Raw genomic sequence first — 15,820 nt, 5'->3', positions numbered from 1 at the left:
CGATCAGAAACGCGTAAAGTCACGCGGGTCGGGCAACGATCCGGCGGCGAGAAAAGGTCCCTCGTTGCGCGGGCGCACCGAAGAAGAGGCATCGGCGACACGTGCTAAGGTCTCGTGTCCCCGCGCGTGCCGGAGCTCAGGGGCAGCGGCGCATCCGTCCCGCTTCCCGGGCACCCGCGCTCGCGCGAGCACGAACATTTCCGCAGTAACTAGCTGTGATCGGGGTTCAATGCCCCGTGTCGAGCGCGTAGCCGGCGGAGCGGACGGTGCGGATGATGTCGGGGCGGCCGCCCTCGTTGATCGCCTTGCGCAGCCGGCGGATATGGACGTCGACGGTGCGGCTCTCGATGTCGCTGTCATGCCCCCACACGCTGTCGAGCAGGCGCTCGCGCGAGAAGACATGGCCGGGATGCTCGAGGAAATGCTTGAGCAGGCGGAACTCGGTCGGCCCGAGCGCCACCACCTCGCCGCCGCGGCGCACCTTGTGACCGACCGTGTCCATCTCGAGGTCAGCGTAGGTGAGCTGCTCGCCGGCGAGCGCGGGACGGACGCGGCGCAGCACCGCGCCGACTCGCGCGACCAGCTCGCGCGGCGAGAAGGGCTTGGTGACATAATCGTCGGCGCCCGTCTCGAGCCCGCGGACGCGGTCCTCTTCCTCGCCGCGCGCGGTGAGCATGATGATCGGCACGTTCTGCGTCTCGGGTGCGCGGCGCAGGCGGCGGCACACCTCGATCCCCGAGATGCCCTCGACCATCCAGTCGAGCAGCACGATGTCGGGCGGGGTCTCCTTCGCCATCAGCAGCGCCTCCTCGCCGTCGATCGTGTGCTGGACGGCGAAATGCTCGCGCGTGAAATGCCATACGAGCAGTTCGGCGAGGCTGGCGTCGTCCTCCACCAGCAGCATGCGGGCCTTGGCCATCAGATCTCACCCCCGTGATGAAGCTTGTCGCGCTCGGTCAGCCGCGTCCCCGTCGCCGCGAAATAGACCATCTCCGCCACGTTGGTGGCGTGATCCCCGATCCGCTCTAGGTTCTTGGCGACGAACAGCAGGTGCGCGCACTGGCTGATCGTCTTTGGGTTCTCGACCATATAGGTCACGAGCGTGCGGAAGATGCTGTCGTAGAAGTCGTCGAGCGCGCGGTCGCTCTCGCACACCGCCAGCGCGCGCGCGGGATCGCGCGCGGCGAAGGCGTCGAGCACGTTGTGCACCATCTCGGACGCCATCTTGGCCATGGCGGGAAGGGTGGAGATCGGATCGATGCGGTGCTCGCTCTCGATCTGCGGCACACGCCGCGCAATGTTCTTGGCATAGTCGGCGATACGCTCGACCACGCCCGCGATCTTGAGCGCGGCGACCACCTCGCGCAGGTCGTCCGCCATCGGCGCGCGCAGCGCGATGATCCGCACCGCGGTGCGTTCTACCTCGGCCTCGATCGCGTCGATCTTGCGGTCCCCCGCGGCGACGCGCGCGGCGTGGTCGGCGTCGCCGCGCTGCAGCGCCACCATCGCCTCGGCGATCGCGCTCTCCGCCAGCCCGCCCATCTGCGAGATCAGCCCGCGCAGCTGGCCGATGTCCTGGTCGAAGGCCTTCACCGTATGTTCCTGGCTGTTCGCCATGCGTCCCGTCCCGTCCCTCAGCCGTAGCGCCCGGTGATATAGTCCTTCGTCCGTTCCTCGCGCGGGTTGGTGAAGATATCGGACGTGTCGCCGTACTCGACCAGCTGGCCGAGGTGGAAGAAGGCGGTGCGCTGGCTCACCCGTGCCGCCTGCTGCATGTTGTGGGTGACGATCACGATCGCGTAGCGCCCGCGCAGGTCGTGGATCAGCTCCTCGATCCGCGCGGTGGCGACGGGGTCGAGCGCGCTGCACGGCTCGTCCATCAGGATCACCTCGGGATCGACCGCGATCGCGCGCGCGATGCAGAGTCGCTGCTGCTGCCCGCCCGAGAGCGCGGTGCCCGAGTCGCCGAGCCGGTCCTTCACCTCGTTCCACAGCCCGGCGCGGGTGAGCGAGCGCTCGACGATCTGCGCCAGGTCCGCCTTGGAGCGCGCCAGGCCGTGGATGCGCGGCCCATAGGCGACGTTCTCGAAGATCGACTTGGGGAAGGGGTTCGGCTTCTGGAACACCATGCCGACCCGCGCGCGCAGCTGCACCACGTCCATCGCCTTGGCATAGACGTCCTCGCCGTCGAGCCGGATCTCGCCGGACACGCGCGCGCCGGGGATCGTGTCGTTCATGCGGTTGAGCGTGCGCAGGAAAGTCGACTTGCCGCAGCCCGACGGGCCGATGAAGGCGGTGACGTCCTCCTGGCGCACGTCGATGCTGACGTTGCGGATCGCCTGCTTGGCGCCGTAGAAGACGTCGACACCGCTCGCGGTCATCTTGGGCGGGGCGTTGCTCATCACCAGCGGGTCTCGAAGCGGTTGCGGAGGTAGATGGCGAGGCCGTTCATCGCCAGCAGGAAGACCAGCAGCACGATGATCGCGGCCGAGGTCTTCTCGATGAAGCCGGTCTGCACGTCGTCGGACCACAGGAAGATCTGCACCGGCAGCACGGTCGCCGGGTCGGTCAGCCGCTCGGGCGGGGCGGCGATGAAGGCGCGCATGCCGATCATCAGCAGCGGCGCGGTCTCGCCGAGCGCGCGCGCCATGCCGATGATCGTGCCGGTCAGGATACCAGGGAGCGCCAGCGGCAGCACGTGATGGAACACCACCTGCACGGGCGACGCGCCGAGCGCGCGCGCGGCGTCGCGGATCGAGGGCGGCACCGCGCCGATCGCGTGGCGCGCCGCGATCACGATCACGGGCGTGGTCATCAGCGCGAGCGTGAGCCCGCCCACCACCGCGGCCGAGCGCGGCATGTGGAAGGTGCCGAGGAACACCGCCAGCCCGAGCAGCCCGAAGATGATCGAGGGCACCGCGGCGAGGTTGTTGATCGACACCTCGATCAGGTCGGTCCAGCGGTTCCGCGGCGCATATTCCTCGAGGTACAGCGCCGAGAGCACCCCGATAGGGAAGGCGAGCAGCAGGGTCACCACCATGGTCAGCAGCGAGCCCTTGAGCGCGCCCCAGATGCCGGCGCGGGTCGGGTCGGTCGAGTCCGCACCGGCGAGGAAATCGAGATTGAGCCCGCGCGAGAGCCGCGGCGCGAGCGACCGTGCCACCGCGCGGTCGGCGCGCGTGCCGCCGCCCTTGAAGGCGATGTCGAGGCGGGAGACGACCGGCACGTCGATCGTGGCGCGGCGGACGAGCAGGCTGGGGTCGCGCTTCACCGCCTCGCGCACGCGCAGCCACGCCGCGTCCGAGAGCAGCGCCGGGCCGCCGGACCGCGGGAAAGCGCCCGCGGCGGCGGAGTCGACCGCTGCCTCCAGCCCGGCACCGGCGAGCGCGAGGTCGGCGCGCGGGCCGCGCAGCTGCGCCGGCGTCACGCCGAGCCCGGCGCGGGCGAGGTCGATCGGCAGCGCGATCCGCGTCTCCACGAAGCCGCCTGCGCCGCGCGCCACCATCGAGGCGAGCAGGAACAGCAGGAACGCCGCCGAGGCGACCACCGCGGCGAGCCCGAGCAGCCGGAAGCGCCGCTCGGCGGCGTAGCGCTGGCGCACGCGCCGCTCCATCGCGGCGGTGCGCCAGTCCGTCGGGCGCCGCTCGGCGGGCGCGGCGGCGCTCACCGGCGCCCCGGGGACGAGCGAGTCACTCACTCATAGGCCTCGCGATAGCGCCGCACCACGATCAGCGCGACGACGTTGAGCAGCAGGGTGATGACGAACAGCGTCAACCCCAGCGCGAAGGCGGCGAGCGTCTTGGCGGAATCGAACGCCGCCTCGCCGGTGAGCAGGTCGACGATCTGCTTGGTCACGGTGGTGGTGCTGGCGAAGGGGTTCAGCGTCAGCGTCGCCACGCCGGAGGCGGCCATCACCACGATCATCGTCTCGCCGATCGCGCGGCTCACCGCCAGCAGCACGCCGCCGACCACGCCGGGCAGCGCGGCGGGAACCAATACCTTCCTGATCGTCTCCGAGCTGGTCGCACCCATCGCCAGGCTGCCGTCGCGCATCGACGCGGGCACGGCACTGAGCGAATCGTCCGCCATCGAGGAGACGAAGGGGATGATCATAACCCCCATCACCGCGCCCGCGGCGAGTGCGCTCTCCGACGAGGCCCAGCTCACCCCCAGCGCGACGCCCAGGTCGCGCACCGCCGGCGCCACCGTCAGCGCGGCGAAATAGCCGTAGACCACGGTGGGCACCCCGGCGAGGATCTCGAGCAGCGGTTTCACCCAGCGGCGCGTCGCCGGCCGGGCATATTGCGTCAGGTAGATCGCGCTCATCAGCCCGAACGGGATCGCCACCGCCATCGCGATGATCGCGCCGACGAAGAAGGTGCCCCAGAACAGCGGCACCGCGCCGAGCGTCGCGCCGGGGTCGCGCGGGTCGATCACCTGCGGGCTCCAATGCGTGCCGAGCAGGAAGTCGGTGATCGGCACGACGCGGAAGAAGCGCGCGCTCTCGAGCAGCAGCGAGACGACGATGCCGATGGTGGTGACGATCGCGATCAGCGACGCGCCGAGCAGCGCGCCCATGATGACTCGCTCGACGTGCGTGCGCGCCGAGAAGCCGGGGCGGACCCGCAGGAACGACAGCGCCCCGCCGGCGAAGGCGAGCAGCAGCGCGGCCGAGGTGGCGATCCAATCGTAGCGCGCCTGCGCCGCGGCATAGGCCGGGGCGAGCCGCTCGGACAGCGGGTGGAAGGCGCCGTAGCCGCGCCCCGCCGCGAGATTGCGTGCCTCGGCCAGGATCGCGGCGCGGTCGAGCCCGGGCGGGGGCAGCGTCGCGGCGCCGGGGGTCGCGAGCACCGCCTCGGTGACCAGCGCCGGCGAGGTGAGGTGCCATATCACGAGGAACAGCAGCGCGGGCAGCAGCGTGCCCATCGCGACGAACCAGCCGTGGTGCTGCGGCAGCGAGCTGAAGCGGCGCGCGGTGGCGCGGCGGAAACGCGCGGCACGCGCGCGCGCGGTCACCCAGCCGATCAGCGCCAGCGCGCAGATGACGAAGGCGAGCGCGAGCGGCGACATCAGTGCAGCGCCGCCGGGTCGAGCGCGACCTCGTTCGCGATCACCGCGGCCGCGCGGCGCTGCACCGGCTCCGGCGAGGCGATCAGCCCGCGGCGCACCAGCGGTCCCTGCCGGTCCCACAAAGCGGCATATTGGTGCAGGAAGGCGCGCAGCCCGGGGATGGCGCGCAGGTGTGCCTTCTTCACGTAGAGGTAGAGCGGCCGGGCGCCGGGATAGCTGCCGTCGGCGATGGTCGCGTAGCTGGGCGCGACCCCGCCGAGCGTCACGCCGCGCACCGCCCCCGCATTCTCCTCGAGATAGGCGTAGCCGAAGATGCCGATCGCGTCGGGGTTGGCGCGCAGCTTCTGGACGATCAGATTGTCGTTCTCGCCCGCGTCGATATAGGCGCCGTCGTCGCGCAGCCGGTGGCAACGCGCGGCGAACAGCTCGGGCGCGCGCTCGCGCAGCGCGCGCGTGTCGGGTTCGACCGCCTCGCAGCCCGGCGCCATGATCAGCTCGACGAAGGAGTCGCGCGTCCCGCTCGTCGCCGGCGGCCCGTAGACCTGGATCGGGATCGCGGGCAGCGCCGGGTCGACGTCGCGCCACAGCCGCGCGCTGTTGCGGCGCCCGCCGGGCGCGGCGGCGAGCGCGCGATAGAGGTCGGTCGCGGTCAGCGCCATGCCGGGGCCGCGCAGCGACTCGGCCAGCGCGATCCCGTCGATGCCGACCTGCACCTCGAGTACGCCGTCGACCCCGTGGCGCGCGCACGCCTCATATTCGGAGCGGTGCATTCGCCGCGACGCGTCCTCGATGTCGGGGTGCGCCGCGCCGATGCCGGCGCAGAAGAGCTTCATCCCCGCGCCCGTGCCGGTCGACTCGATCACCGGCGGCTTGGCGCCGGGCGTGTTGGCGAGGAACTGCTCGGCGACCAGCGTGGTGAAGGGATAGACGGTGGAGGAGCCGACGATGCGGATCTGGTCGCGCGAGCCCGCGCCGCCGCCCGCGGCCTGGTCGACGCACCCGCCCAGCGCGCCGAGCGCCGTCGCCGCCAGCACGGCGTGCGGCAGCGTCGCCGGCATCCTGGCCGCGAGCGCGTGGACGAGGCGCGACATCATTCCCCCGAGCGGGCGGCCGACACGGCGGCCCCGATGGCGCCGCCAATGTGACACGTGAGTTACGTCTTCATGACAGCCGCGGCCGGCGCGACCTAGGACCAGCGGCGCCGGTGCCGACCTCAGGCCAGTGGCACGGACGCGGCGGCGGGCAGCGTCACCGCCACGCGCGTGCCGGCGCCGACCTGGCTGGTGATGTCGAGCCGCCCGCGGTGCCGCTCGACGATATGCTTGACGATCGCGAGCCCCAGACCCGTGCCGCCGAGCGAGCGGCTGCGGCCGGGGTCGACGCGGTAGAAGCGCTCGGTCAGGCGCGGCAGATGCTCGGGCGCGATCCCTTCGCCCTGGTCCGCGACGACGAGGCAGACGTTGCGGTCGATGCCGCTGAGCGCCACCGCCACCGGCGTGCCGGCACGACCGTATTTCATCGCGTTGCCGACGAGATTGTGGACCAGCTGCGATAGTTGCGCCTGATCACCGATTACGCGCGGCACGTCGTCGGCCAGCTCCAGCCGGATATCGTCGCCGCGGTTGCCATGGGTGGTGTAGAGTGTGTCGCACGCGTCCTGCACGAGCTCGGCGAGGTCGACCTCGGCGCGCGGCAGGCGGAACTTCTCCGCCTCGATCCGCGACAGGCTCATCAGGTCCTCGACCAGTCGCTCCATCCGTCGCGCCTCGTCGAACACGATGCCGAGGAAGCGCTGCCGCAGCCCCGGGTCCTCCCCGGCGGCGTCGGCGAGCGTCTCGACATAGCCGAGGATGGAGGCCAACGGTGTGCGCAGCTCGTGGCTCGCGTTGGCGACGAAGTCGACGCGCATCCGCTCGGCGGCATACTGCCCGGTCTGGTCGACGAGATGGACCAGCCGCAGCTCGGGCCCCAGCGCGGCGGTGCGCATCTGCCAGCGCTGGTCGAGCGTGCCGATGCCGACCAGGTCGACGGGATGCTCGGCGCCCTCGGCGAGATGTTCGGCCGCGCCGGGATGGCGGATCGCGACTCGCGCGTCCTCGCCCAGGATATGCTGGCCGAGCAGCGCGCGCGCCGCGGCGTTGGCGACCACCACGCGACCGGCGCGCAGCACCAGCACGGGCTCGGCGATCGCCTCCAACGCGGCCTCGTAGGGCACCTCGGCGCGGGCCGGCTCGGGCACGGCGTCGGCGGGCAGCTCGTCGGGGATGGTGGCGATGATCACCACCAGCGCGGCGCCGCCCGCCAGCGCGGCGAGCGCGGTCTGATAGTCGCCCGAGAGCACGAGCACGACCGCGGCGGTCGCGGCCGCGATCGTGGCCGCGAGCCAGGTGCGGAGCGGGATCTCGTCGATCACGCGCGCCGGTGTAGCGCAGATCGTCGCGGCTGGGCAGCGGGCGCGCGCGCGGACACGCGGCGCGCCACGACGATCACGGCCAGCACCGCGACGATGATCAGCGTGTCGGCGAGCCAGTCCATCACGTCGCAGTCGCGATGGAGCGAGGGGATCGACTGGAAGACCTCGATGAGCGCGCCGAGGAACGACATCCGCTCGCCGATCCGCAGCAGCGAGGTCGCCGGGAAGGCCAGCACCGACAGGATCGTCAGCGTGCCGAAGGCGAACATGTGCTGCCACTTGTCGCTCACGTCGGCGACGTGCGGCGGGTGCGGCATCAGCGCCAGCGTCACCGCCCCGACCGTCGCCACGATCAGTGCGCACAGGAACAGCGGGCGCACCTGCGCCAGCGTGGTCTCGGTCATAGCCGCTCCAGGGTGGGGATGAGGTCGTCGAAGCCGTGGATGATCGCGTCCGCGCCGAGCTCCTCGACCGGCTGCATCAGGAAGCCGAAGCTGCACGCCACCGCCGGCAGCCCCGCGGCGTGCGCGGCCTGGACGTCGTAGATCGAGTCGCCGACGAAGGCCGCGCGGCCGCCGCCGCAGCGCTCGACCATCGCGTCGATCGGCAGGCGCGAGGGCTTGCCGTTGCCCGGCCCCATCGTGTCGCCGCCGATGATCGTCACGAAGCGATCGATCAGGCCGAGCTGGTCGAGCACCCGGCGTGCGAGATGCTCGAGCTTGTTGGTCACCACCGCCACCCGCACGCCCCGCGTCTCGAGCGCGTCGAGCGCCCCGATCACGTGCGGGTAGGGTCGGGTGTGGACGGTGAGATGTGCCTCATAATGGTCGAGCAGCCGGCGGTGCAGCACCGCCAGCTCCTCCTCCGAGCAGCCGCCGGTCGCCGCCATGCCCTGCGCGAGCATGTGGCGAGCGCCGCCCCCGATCATCGGCTTGACCTGCGCGACGGTCAGCGTCGGCCGACCCACCGAGGCCAGCGCGTGGTTCACCGCGTCGGTGAGATCGCCCGAGGTGTCGAGCAGCGTGCCGTCGAGGTCGAAGCCGACGATCGGGAAGGGGAAGGAGGTCATGCGCGCGTCGCGTTGCCGCCTCGCACTGGAATTGGCAAGCAAAGGGTGGCAGGGCACCCCCATGTCGAGCCAGCCGCCCGTCGCCGCCGCCCCCGCCGCCCCCGTCGCCATCGTCGTCCTCGCCGCGGGCAAGGGCACGCGGATGAAGTCCGATCTGCACAAGGTGCTGCATCCCATCGCGGGACGGCCGATGCTGCTCCACCTGCTCGCCAGTGCCGCGACGCTCGCGCCCGAGCGCACCGTGGTGGTGGTCGGCGCCGGGCGCGAGCAGGTCGAGGCGGCGGTGGTGCCGCTCGGCGCCGCCACCGCGCACCAGGCGGAGCAGCTCGGCACGGGTCACGCGGTGCGGCAGGCCGAGGCCGCGCTGGCGGGCTTCGACGGCGACGTGCTGATCCTCTACGGCGACGTGCCGCTGGTGGACGCGGCGACGATGCGCGCGATGCTCGACCGGCTCCACGCCGCCGACACACCCGAGGTGGTGGTGCTCGGCTTCCGCCCCGCCGACCCGGGCGCCTATGGCCGGCTGATCGTCGCGCCCGGCGGCGACCGGCTCGAGAAGATCGTCGAGTATAAGGACGCCAGCGCCGCCGAGCGTGCGGTCGACCTGTGCAACACCGGGCTGATGGCGGTGCGCGGCGAGCGGCTGTTCGGGCTGCTCGCGCGGCTCGGCAACGCCAACGCTGCGGGCGAATATTACCTCACCGACGTCGTGGAGCTGTCGGGCCGCGCCGCGGTGATCGAGGCCGCGGCGGACGAGGTCGCCGGCGTCAACAGCCGCGCCGAGCTCGCCGCGGTCGAGGCGACGTGGCAGCGGGCGCGCCGCGCGCGCGCCATGGCGGAGGGCGCGACGTTGCTGGCGCCTGAGACGGTGTGGTTCGCGCACGATACCGTGGTCGGCCGCGACGTGACGATCGCGCAGAACGTCGTCTTCGGCCCCGGCGTCACGGTGGCGGACGGCGCGACGATCCACGCCTTCAGCCACATCGAGGGCGCGACCGTGGCGGGCGGGGTCGAGGTCGGCCCCTACGCGCGGCTACGCCCGGGCGCGGTGCTGGAGGCGGGCGCCAAGGTCGGCAATTTCGTCGAGGTGAAGAACGCGGTGCTGCACGCGGGCGCCAAGGCCAACCACCTCAGCTACATCGGTGACGCCGAGGTAGGGGCCAAGGCCAATATCGGCGCCGGCACGATCACCTGCAACTACAACGGCTATCTCAAGAACCGGACGGTGATCGGCGCGGGCGCGTTCGTCGGCTCCAACTCGGCGCTAGTGGCGCCGGTGACGATCGGCGACGGTGCCATCGTCGCCGCAGGATCCGTTATTGTCCGGGATGTTACGGAGGATTCACTTGCCTTGGCGCGAGGTCGGCAGGAAGAGCGCGCGGGTTGGGCGGCGCGCTTCCGCGCGTCGATGAAGGCGAAGAAGGGCGGCCAATAGCATGTGCGGTATCGTCGGTATCCTCGGCCACGACGACGTGGCGGATCGCCTGCTCGACGGGCTCAAGCGGCTCGAATATCGCGGCTATGACTCGGCCGGCATCGCCACGGTGGTCGACGGCGCGATCGCGCGTCGGCGCGCCTCGGGCAAGCTGATCAACCTCCAGCGCGCACTCGCCGCCGAGCCGCTGCCCGGCCATACCGGGATCGCGCACACGCGCTGGGCGACGCACGGCGGCCCGACCACCAACAACGCGCACCCGCACGCCACCGACGAGGTGGCGGTGGTGCACAACGGCATCATCGAGAATTTCAAGGCGCTGCGCGACGAACTGATCGCGCGCGGCCGTGTCTTCACCAGCGAGACCGACACCGAGGTGGTCGCGCACCTCATCAGCGAGAAGGTCGAGGCCGGCGCCGCGCCCGAGCAGGCGGTGCGCGAGGTGCTGCCGCGGCTCCACGGCGCGTTCGCGCTGGCGATCCTGTTCCGCAGCCACCCCGAGCTGCTGATCGGCGCGCGGCTCGGCTCGCCGCTGGTGGTCGGCCACGGCGACGGCGAGACCTATCTCGGCTCGGACGCGCTCGCGCTGGCGCCGCTGACCCAGCGCATCGCCTATCTCGACGAGGGCGACTGGGTGGTCTGCACGCGCGACGGCGCGCAGGTCTATGACCGCGAGAACAACCCGGTCGAGCGGCCGGTGACGATCTCGGGCGTGACCGGCGCGCTGATCGACAAGGGCAATCACCGGCACTTCATGCAGAAGGAGATCTACGAGCAGCCGATCGTGGTCGCCCAGACGCTGCGCAGCTACCTGCAGCGCTTCGAGGGGCGGATCGTGCTGCCGATCCCCGACTTCGACCTGTCCGGCATCCGTCGCGTCACGATCGTGGCGTGCGGCACCAGCTTCTACGCGGGGATGGTCGCCAAATATTGGTTCGAGCAGTTCGCGCGCGTACCCGTCGACCTCGATGTCGCGAGCGAGTTCCGCTATCGCGCGCCGGTGATGGAGGAGGGCGGCCTGGCGCTCTTCATCAGCCAGTCGGGCGAGACCGCGGACACGCTCGCCGCGCTGCGCCACGCGCGCGCCGAGAAGCAGACGATCGCGGTCGTCGTCAACGTGCCGACCAGCACGATGGCGCGCGAGGCCGACCTGCTGCTGCCGACCCACGCCGGGCCCGAGATCGGCGTCGCCTCGACCAAGGCCTTCACCTGCCAGCTCGCGGTGCTCGCCGCGCTCGCCGCCAACCTCGCCAAGGCCAAGGGGCGGCTGACCGAGGCGGAGGAGCGCAACATCGTCCGCCAGCTCGCCGAGGCGCCCGCCGCGATCAACGGCGCGCTCGCCTATGACGAGTCGATCGAGGCCATCGCGGGGACCGTCGCGGGCGCGCGCGACGTGCTCTATCTGGGCCGCGGGACGGACTATCCGTTGGCGCTCGAGGGCGCGCTGAAGCTCAAGGAGATCAGCTACATCCACGCCGAGGGCTATGCCGCGGGCGAGATGAAGCACGGCCCGATCGCGCTGATCGACGAGCACGTGCCGGTGGTGGTGATCGCGCCCTCGGGGCCGCTGTTCGAGAAGACCGTCAGCAACATGCAGGAGGTCCAGGCGCGCGGCGGCAAGGTGTTGCTGATCAGCGACTATGACGGCGTCGAGGCGGCGGGCGAGGGCTGCGTCGCGACCATCACCATGCCCAAGGTCCACCCGCTGATCGCGCCGCTGGTCTATGCGGTGCCGGTGCAGCTGCTCGCCTATCACGTCGCGGTGGCGAAGGGCACCGACGTCGACCAGCCGCGCAACCTGGCGAAGAGCGTCACGGTGGAGTGAGGCGGGTGCTCCAGCGGACGCCGTCGTCCGGGCGAGGTCGGCCGTGATCCTGGACTTTCCCGTGCGCACGAGCACGCGGGCGTTCGGCGCGACATCCTAAAGTCTGATCCACTTCCATTGATCCGTGCTCCTGCGAACGCCGGAGCTTAGGGCCGCGGGCGTGACGCTCTGGGCTCTGCGTCTGCAAGAGCATCCCCAGATGGATCAGCCACTAGTCCACCCACCGGCGTTGTCCTGAGGCGGTCTCGGCACCCACGGCGCCGCACCCTGAGGTGCTGATGCGCTCGCGGGACGGTGGATCCTGAGACAAGCTCAGGATGACGCTAGGTGGGGTAAGATGCGACCGGCAACTCGCCCCCGTCCACCACCTCTCCCAGCACGACCCGCTCCAGCCCCAGCCAGGCCGCCATCCGCTCCAGCTCGGCGAGCAGCCGCGGCATCGTGTCGGCGGGCGCGCCCGGCTCCAGCGTGACCCGCCGCGCCGCCAGCACCCCGATCGCGCGCTCTGCCTTGAGATCGACCCGCGCCACCAGCGCCTCGTCGAGCAGGAAGGGCAGGACGTAATAGCCGTGCTGCCGCCGCTCGGCGGGCACGTAGATCTCGATCCGGTAGCGGAAGCCGAACAGCCGCTCGGTCCGCCCGCGCTCCCACACCAGCGGGTCGAACGGCGCCAGCAGCGCCGCGCCGCGCACCCGGCGCGGCGGCGCGGCGTCGCGGTGGAGCCAGGCGCGCTGCGACCAGCCCTCCACGCGCACCGGCAGCAGCACGCCGGCCTCCGCCAGCGCCGCGATGGCAGGGTCTCCCTCGCCCGGGCGTAGCCGGTAATAGTCGCGCAGGTCCGCCGCGGTGGCGACGCCGAGCGCGCGCGCGGCGCGCTCCACCAGCCCGGCCTGCGCGGCGTCGGGCGCGGGGGTCGGCAGCGCCAGCAGCGCCGCGGGCAGCACGCGCTCGGGCAGGTCGTAGACCCGCGCGAAGCTGCCGCGCCGCGTCGCGGTGGTGATCCGACCCGACCACAACAGCCATTCCAGCGCGTGCTTGGTGTCGCTCCACTCCCACCAGCCGCTGCGGCTCGCGCCGTTCTCGAAGTCGGCGGCGGTGAGGGGACCCTCGGCGGCGATGCGCTCGAGCACCGCCATCGCCTGCGGCCGCTCCTCCCCGGCGAAGCGGCGCAGTCGCCGGTAGCCGGTCTCGCCGCGCTCGGCGCGCGCCATGCGCCAGCGCAGCAGCGGGTGGAGGTCGAGCGGCAGCAGCGACGCCTCGTGCGCCCAATATTCGAACAGTCGCCGGTGCCGAGCTGGCCCCCAGGCGTCGCGCTCGAGCAGCGCGCGGTCATAATGGCCGAGCCGCGCGAAGGCGGGCAGATAATGCGCGCGGGTCAGCACGTTGACGCTGTCGATCTGGAAGAGGCCGAGCCGCTCGGCGAGCGCGCGCAGCTGCGCCGCGCCGGGGTTGAGCGGCAGCCGGCGCCCGAAGCCCTGCGCCGCCAGCGCGATTCGGCGCGCCTCGGTCGACGAGAGGTTCAGCGTCATGGCGCCGCCCTTGCCGCTCGGCGCGGCGCGGCGTCAACCGTGGTCAGGCCGCGCGCGCCACCCGTGGCGCCGCGCCGGCGCGGAAATGGTCGTGGATCGCGGCGACGATCGGCTCGATCAGCTCCGGCGGCAGCGTGTGCCCCATGCCATCGATCTCGAGCAGCCGCGCGCCGGGGATCGCGCGTGCCGTCTCGCGCCCGCCGGCGGGCGGCACCAGGGGATCGTCGCTGCCGTGGACCACCAGCGTCGGCGCCTGGATCGCGCGCAGCCGCTCGGTGCGGTCACCGTCCGCGACGATCGCCGCCATCTGCCGGAGGAAGCCGGTCGGGCAGCGGTTGCGCAGCGTCTCGGCGCGGATCCGCTCGGCCATCATCGCGTCCTCCATCGGGAAGCGCCCGCTCACCGCGCGTCCCGCCATGGTGCCGTGCGCGACGATGGCCTCGATGTCGTCGCTGCGCGGGTGGCGCAGCAGCAGGGCGGTGGCGCGCATCGACGGGCGCGAGCAGCCGGGATGACCCGTCGTCGACATGATCGAGGTGAGCGAGGCGGCGCGCTCGGGCCAGCCGGCGGCGACCAGCTGCGCGATCATCCCGCCCATCGAGGCGCCGACGAGATGCGCGCGTTCCACGCCCAGCGCGTCGAGCACGCCGACCGCGTCGGCCGCCATGTCGGTGAGCGTGTACGGGACCGGGGGGACGCGGCCGAACTGCTTCTGCATCACCGTCCAGACGATGCTCGGCACGCCCTCTCGGTCGAACTTGGTGGACAGGCCCACGTCGCGGTTGTCGAAGCGGATGACGCGATAGCCCAGCGCGGCGAGCGCCTCGACCATCGCCGGCGGCCAGCGCACCAGCTGCGCACCCAGGCCCATGATCAGCAGGATCGCCGGCCCGTCGCGCGGCCCGCTCTCTTCCACGTCGATCTCGATCCCGTTCGCCCGTACCAGCGTCATCGCTCACTCCGTCGTCGCGCACCTCCCGTGGCGTCGCTACCAGTCTTACTTATAGACGTCATACCAACGTCACGTGAATGCAACATTTCCATTCCGGTTCCGCTCGACCTTGTCCCGTGTTAGCGCAGCGATCCCATGGCCGACCGCCTCCACCTCGATCGCTTCCTGCCCTATCTGCTGTCGGTCACCTCCAACCGGGTGAGCGACCGCATCGCGCGCGCCTATGACGCGCTGTTCGGGCTATCGATCCCGGAGTGGCGGCTCGTCACGCTGATCGCGGAGCATGCGCCCGTCACCCAGGTCGAGCTCGGCGAGCGCAGCCGGATGGACAAAGTGACGGTGAGCCGCGCCGCGATCGCACTGACCGGCCGCGGCCTGCTCGAGCGCAGCCCCAACGATGCCGACCGCCGCTCGCACCACCTGCGGCTGACCGCGGCGGGCGAGGCGCTCTACGCCCAGGTCGCGCCCGAGGCCAAGGCGCTGGAGCGGCGCATCTTCGGCCGTTTCACCGCGGCCGAGCTCGAGCAGTTCACGGACATGCTGCGGCGGATCGACGCCGCGGTACAGGAGGAGAGTTGAATGGCGGAGATGCCGCTGATCGCGGGCGTTGAACTCGGCGGGACGAAGTGCATCGCGGTGCTGTCGCGCGGTCCCGACGCGATCCTGGAGGAAGTGCGCGTCCCCACCACCCGCCCCGATGAGACGCTGCCCGCGCTGGAGGCGGCCCTCGACCAATGGCGCGGCTTCGCGGCGATCGGCGTGGCGAGCTTCGGCCCGGTCTCGATCGACCCGCACTCGGGCGACTATGGCAAGATCACCTCGACGCCCAAGCCGCACTGGGCCAACACCGACGTCGCCCGGCGGCTGGGCGCGCGCTACGGCGTGCCGGTCGGTTTCCACAGCGACGTCGTCGGCGCGGCGCTGGCGGAGGCGCGCTGGGGCGCGGGGCAGGGGCTGCCCGACCTCGCTTATGTCACCGTGGGGACCGGCGTGGGCGCGGGCATGATCGCGCACGGGCGCCCGGTCGACGGGCTGACCCACTCCGAGTTCGGCCATATCCGCCCCCCGCGCCTCGCGGGCGACGACTGGGTCGGCGCCTGCCCCTATCACGGCGCCTGCGTCGAGGGGCTGGCCGCGGGGCCCGCGATCGCCGCGCGGACGGGGATCAAGGGCGAGGACCTCGGCGCCGATCACCCGGCGTGGGAGACCGTGGTGGGCGCGCTGTCGACCTTGTTCGCGACGCTGACACTCACCGGCGTGCCGCGCCGGATCGTGCTGGGCGGCGGGGTGATGGTGGGCAATCCCTGGCTGCTGCCGCGGCTGCGCGCGGCGACCGCGGCGAACCTCAACGGCTATGTCGCGCTGCCCGAGGTGACCGACATGGACACGTTCATCGTCCCCGCCGCGCTCGGCGGCAACGCCGGCCCGCTCGGCGCGGTACTGCTCGGCGCGCTCGCGGTGGAGGACCGGATCGGTGCGGCGGTGGCGCGATAGGGCCGAGTAGCGGCCGCGGCACTCTGTCGTCCC

At 71.9% G+C, this 15,820-nt stretch carries 15 protein-coding genes; 4 read left to right on the top strand and 11 right to left on the bottom strand.

Going from position 1 to position 15,820, the window contains the following annotated elements:
* Positions 1–226: 226 nt before the first annotated feature.
* The 9 genes from phoB to KZ813_RS04095 all read right to left on the bottom strand — a co-directional run bounded on the left by phoB (position 227) and on the right by KZ813_RS04095 (position 8,552).
* On the bottom strand, positions 227–919 hold the full coding sequence (gene phoB / locus KZ813_RS04135) for a phosphate regulon transcriptional regulator PhoB (RefSeq protein ID WP_183943664.1): 693 nt from the start codon (positions 917–919) through the stop codon (positions 227–229).
* Positions 919–1,617, bottom strand: a complete 699-nt coding sequence (gene phoU / locus KZ813_RS04130; RefSeq protein WP_219753689.1) for a phosphate signaling complex protein PhoU — start codon at positions 1,615–1,617, stop codon at positions 919–921. Before phoU ends, phoB begins: the two co-directional genes overlap by 1 nt.
* Positions 1,618–1,634: 17 nt before the next feature.
* The gene (pstB, locus tag KZ813_RS04125; protein ID WP_219753688.1) at positions 1,635–2,402 is read right to left on the bottom strand and encodes a phosphate ABC transporter ATP-binding protein PstB; all 768 of its coding nucleotides are present in this window, start codon (positions 2,400–2,402) and stop codon (positions 1,635–1,637) included.
* The gene (gene pstA / locus KZ813_RS04120) at positions 2,402–3,697 is read right to left on the bottom strand and encodes a phosphate ABC transporter permease PstA (RefSeq protein ID WP_308461776.1); all 1,296 of its coding nucleotides are present in this window, start codon (positions 3,695–3,697) and stop codon (positions 2,402–2,404) included. Before pstA ends, pstB begins: the two co-directional genes overlap by 1 nt.
* Positions 3,694–5,070 (bottom strand): phosphate ABC transporter permease subunit PstC, encoded by a 1,377-nt coding sequence (pstC, locus tag KZ813_RS04115; RefSeq protein WP_219753687.1) that lies wholly within the window; start codon positions 5,068–5,070, stop codon positions 3,694–3,696. Before pstC ends, pstA begins: the two co-directional genes overlap by 4 nt.
* Positions 5,070–6,128, bottom strand: a complete 1,059-nt coding sequence (locus tag KZ813_RS04110) for a substrate-binding domain-containing protein (RefSeq protein WP_373369254.1) — start codon at positions 6,126–6,128, stop codon at positions 5,070–5,072. The genes pstC and KZ813_RS04110 overlap by 1 nt, the downstream gene beginning before the upstream one ends.
* A gap of 155 nt (positions 6,129–6,283) precedes the next feature.
* A complete protein-coding gene (locus KZ813_RS04105; protein WP_219753685.1) occupies positions 6,284–7,483 on the bottom strand; it encodes a sensor histidine kinase in 1,200 nt (399 codons plus the stop codon).
* The gene (locus KZ813_RS04100; RefSeq protein ID WP_258046387.1) at positions 7,480–7,887 is read right to left on the bottom strand and encodes a VanZ family protein; all 408 of its coding nucleotides are present in this window, start codon (positions 7,885–7,887) and stop codon (positions 7,480–7,482) included. Before KZ813_RS04100 ends, KZ813_RS04105 begins: the two co-directional genes overlap by 4 nt.
* Positions 7,884–8,552 (bottom strand): HAD-IA family hydrolase, encoded by a 669-nt coding sequence (locus KZ813_RS04095; protein WP_219753684.1) that lies wholly within the window; start codon positions 8,550–8,552, stop codon positions 7,884–7,886. Before KZ813_RS04095 ends, KZ813_RS04100 begins: the two co-directional genes overlap by 4 nt.
* A gap of 61 nt (positions 8,553–8,613) precedes the next feature.
* Between KZ813_RS04095 and glmU the strand changes: the two genes are divergently transcribed.
* Positions 8,614–9,987: a bifunctional UDP-N-acetylglucosamine diphosphorylase/glucosamine-1-phosphate N-acetyltransferase GlmU gene (gene glmU, locus KZ813_RS04090; RefSeq protein WP_219753683.1), complete on the top strand. Its 1,374-nt coding sequence runs from the start codon at positions 8,614–8,616 to the stop codon at positions 9,985–9,987.
* 1 nt (position 9,988) lies between these two features.
* A complete protein-coding gene (glmS, locus tag KZ813_RS04085) occupies positions 9,989–11,812 on the top strand; it encodes a glutamine--fructose-6-phosphate transaminase (isomerizing) (protein WP_219753682.1) in 1,824 nt (607 codons plus the stop codon).
* 323 nt (positions 11,813–12,135) lie between these two features.
* Here glmS and KZ813_RS04080 read toward each other — a convergent pair whose 3' ends face one another.
* Together KZ813_RS04080 and KZ813_RS04075 are read right to left on the bottom strand one after the other, a co-directional pair.
* Positions 12,136–13,341 (bottom strand): winged helix-turn-helix domain-containing protein, encoded by a 1,206-nt coding sequence (locus KZ813_RS04080; RefSeq protein WP_219753681.1) that lies wholly within the window; start codon positions 13,339–13,341, stop codon positions 12,136–12,138.
* Positions 13,342–13,384: 43 nt separating this feature from the next.
* On the bottom strand, positions 13,385–14,293 hold the full coding sequence (locus KZ813_RS04075; RefSeq protein WP_219753680.1) for an alpha/beta fold hydrolase: 909 nt from the start codon (positions 14,291–14,293) through the stop codon (positions 13,385–13,387).
* Positions 14,294–14,428: 135 nt separating this feature from the next.
* Between KZ813_RS04075 and KZ813_RS04070 the strand changes: the two genes are divergently transcribed.
* Entirely contained in the window at positions 14,429–14,872 is a 444-nt protein-coding gene (locus tag KZ813_RS04070) for a MarR family winged helix-turn-helix transcriptional regulator (protein ID WP_219753679.1), read from the top strand.
* The gene (locus KZ813_RS04065) at positions 14,873–15,787 is read left to right on the top strand and encodes an ROK family protein (RefSeq protein WP_219753678.1); all 915 of its coding nucleotides are present in this window, start codon (positions 14,873–14,875) and stop codon (positions 15,785–15,787) included.
* Positions 15,788–15,820 lie beyond the last annotated feature (33 nt).

It is taken from the genome of Sphingomonas folli (assembly GCF_019429525.1).
Classification (GTDB): domain Bacteria; phylum Pseudomonadota; class Alphaproteobacteria; order Sphingomonadales; family Sphingomonadaceae; genus Sphingomonas; species Sphingomonas folii.
Note: the sequence above shows the minus strand (reverse complement) of the source record. Positions and strands in the feature narration are given on the sequence as shown.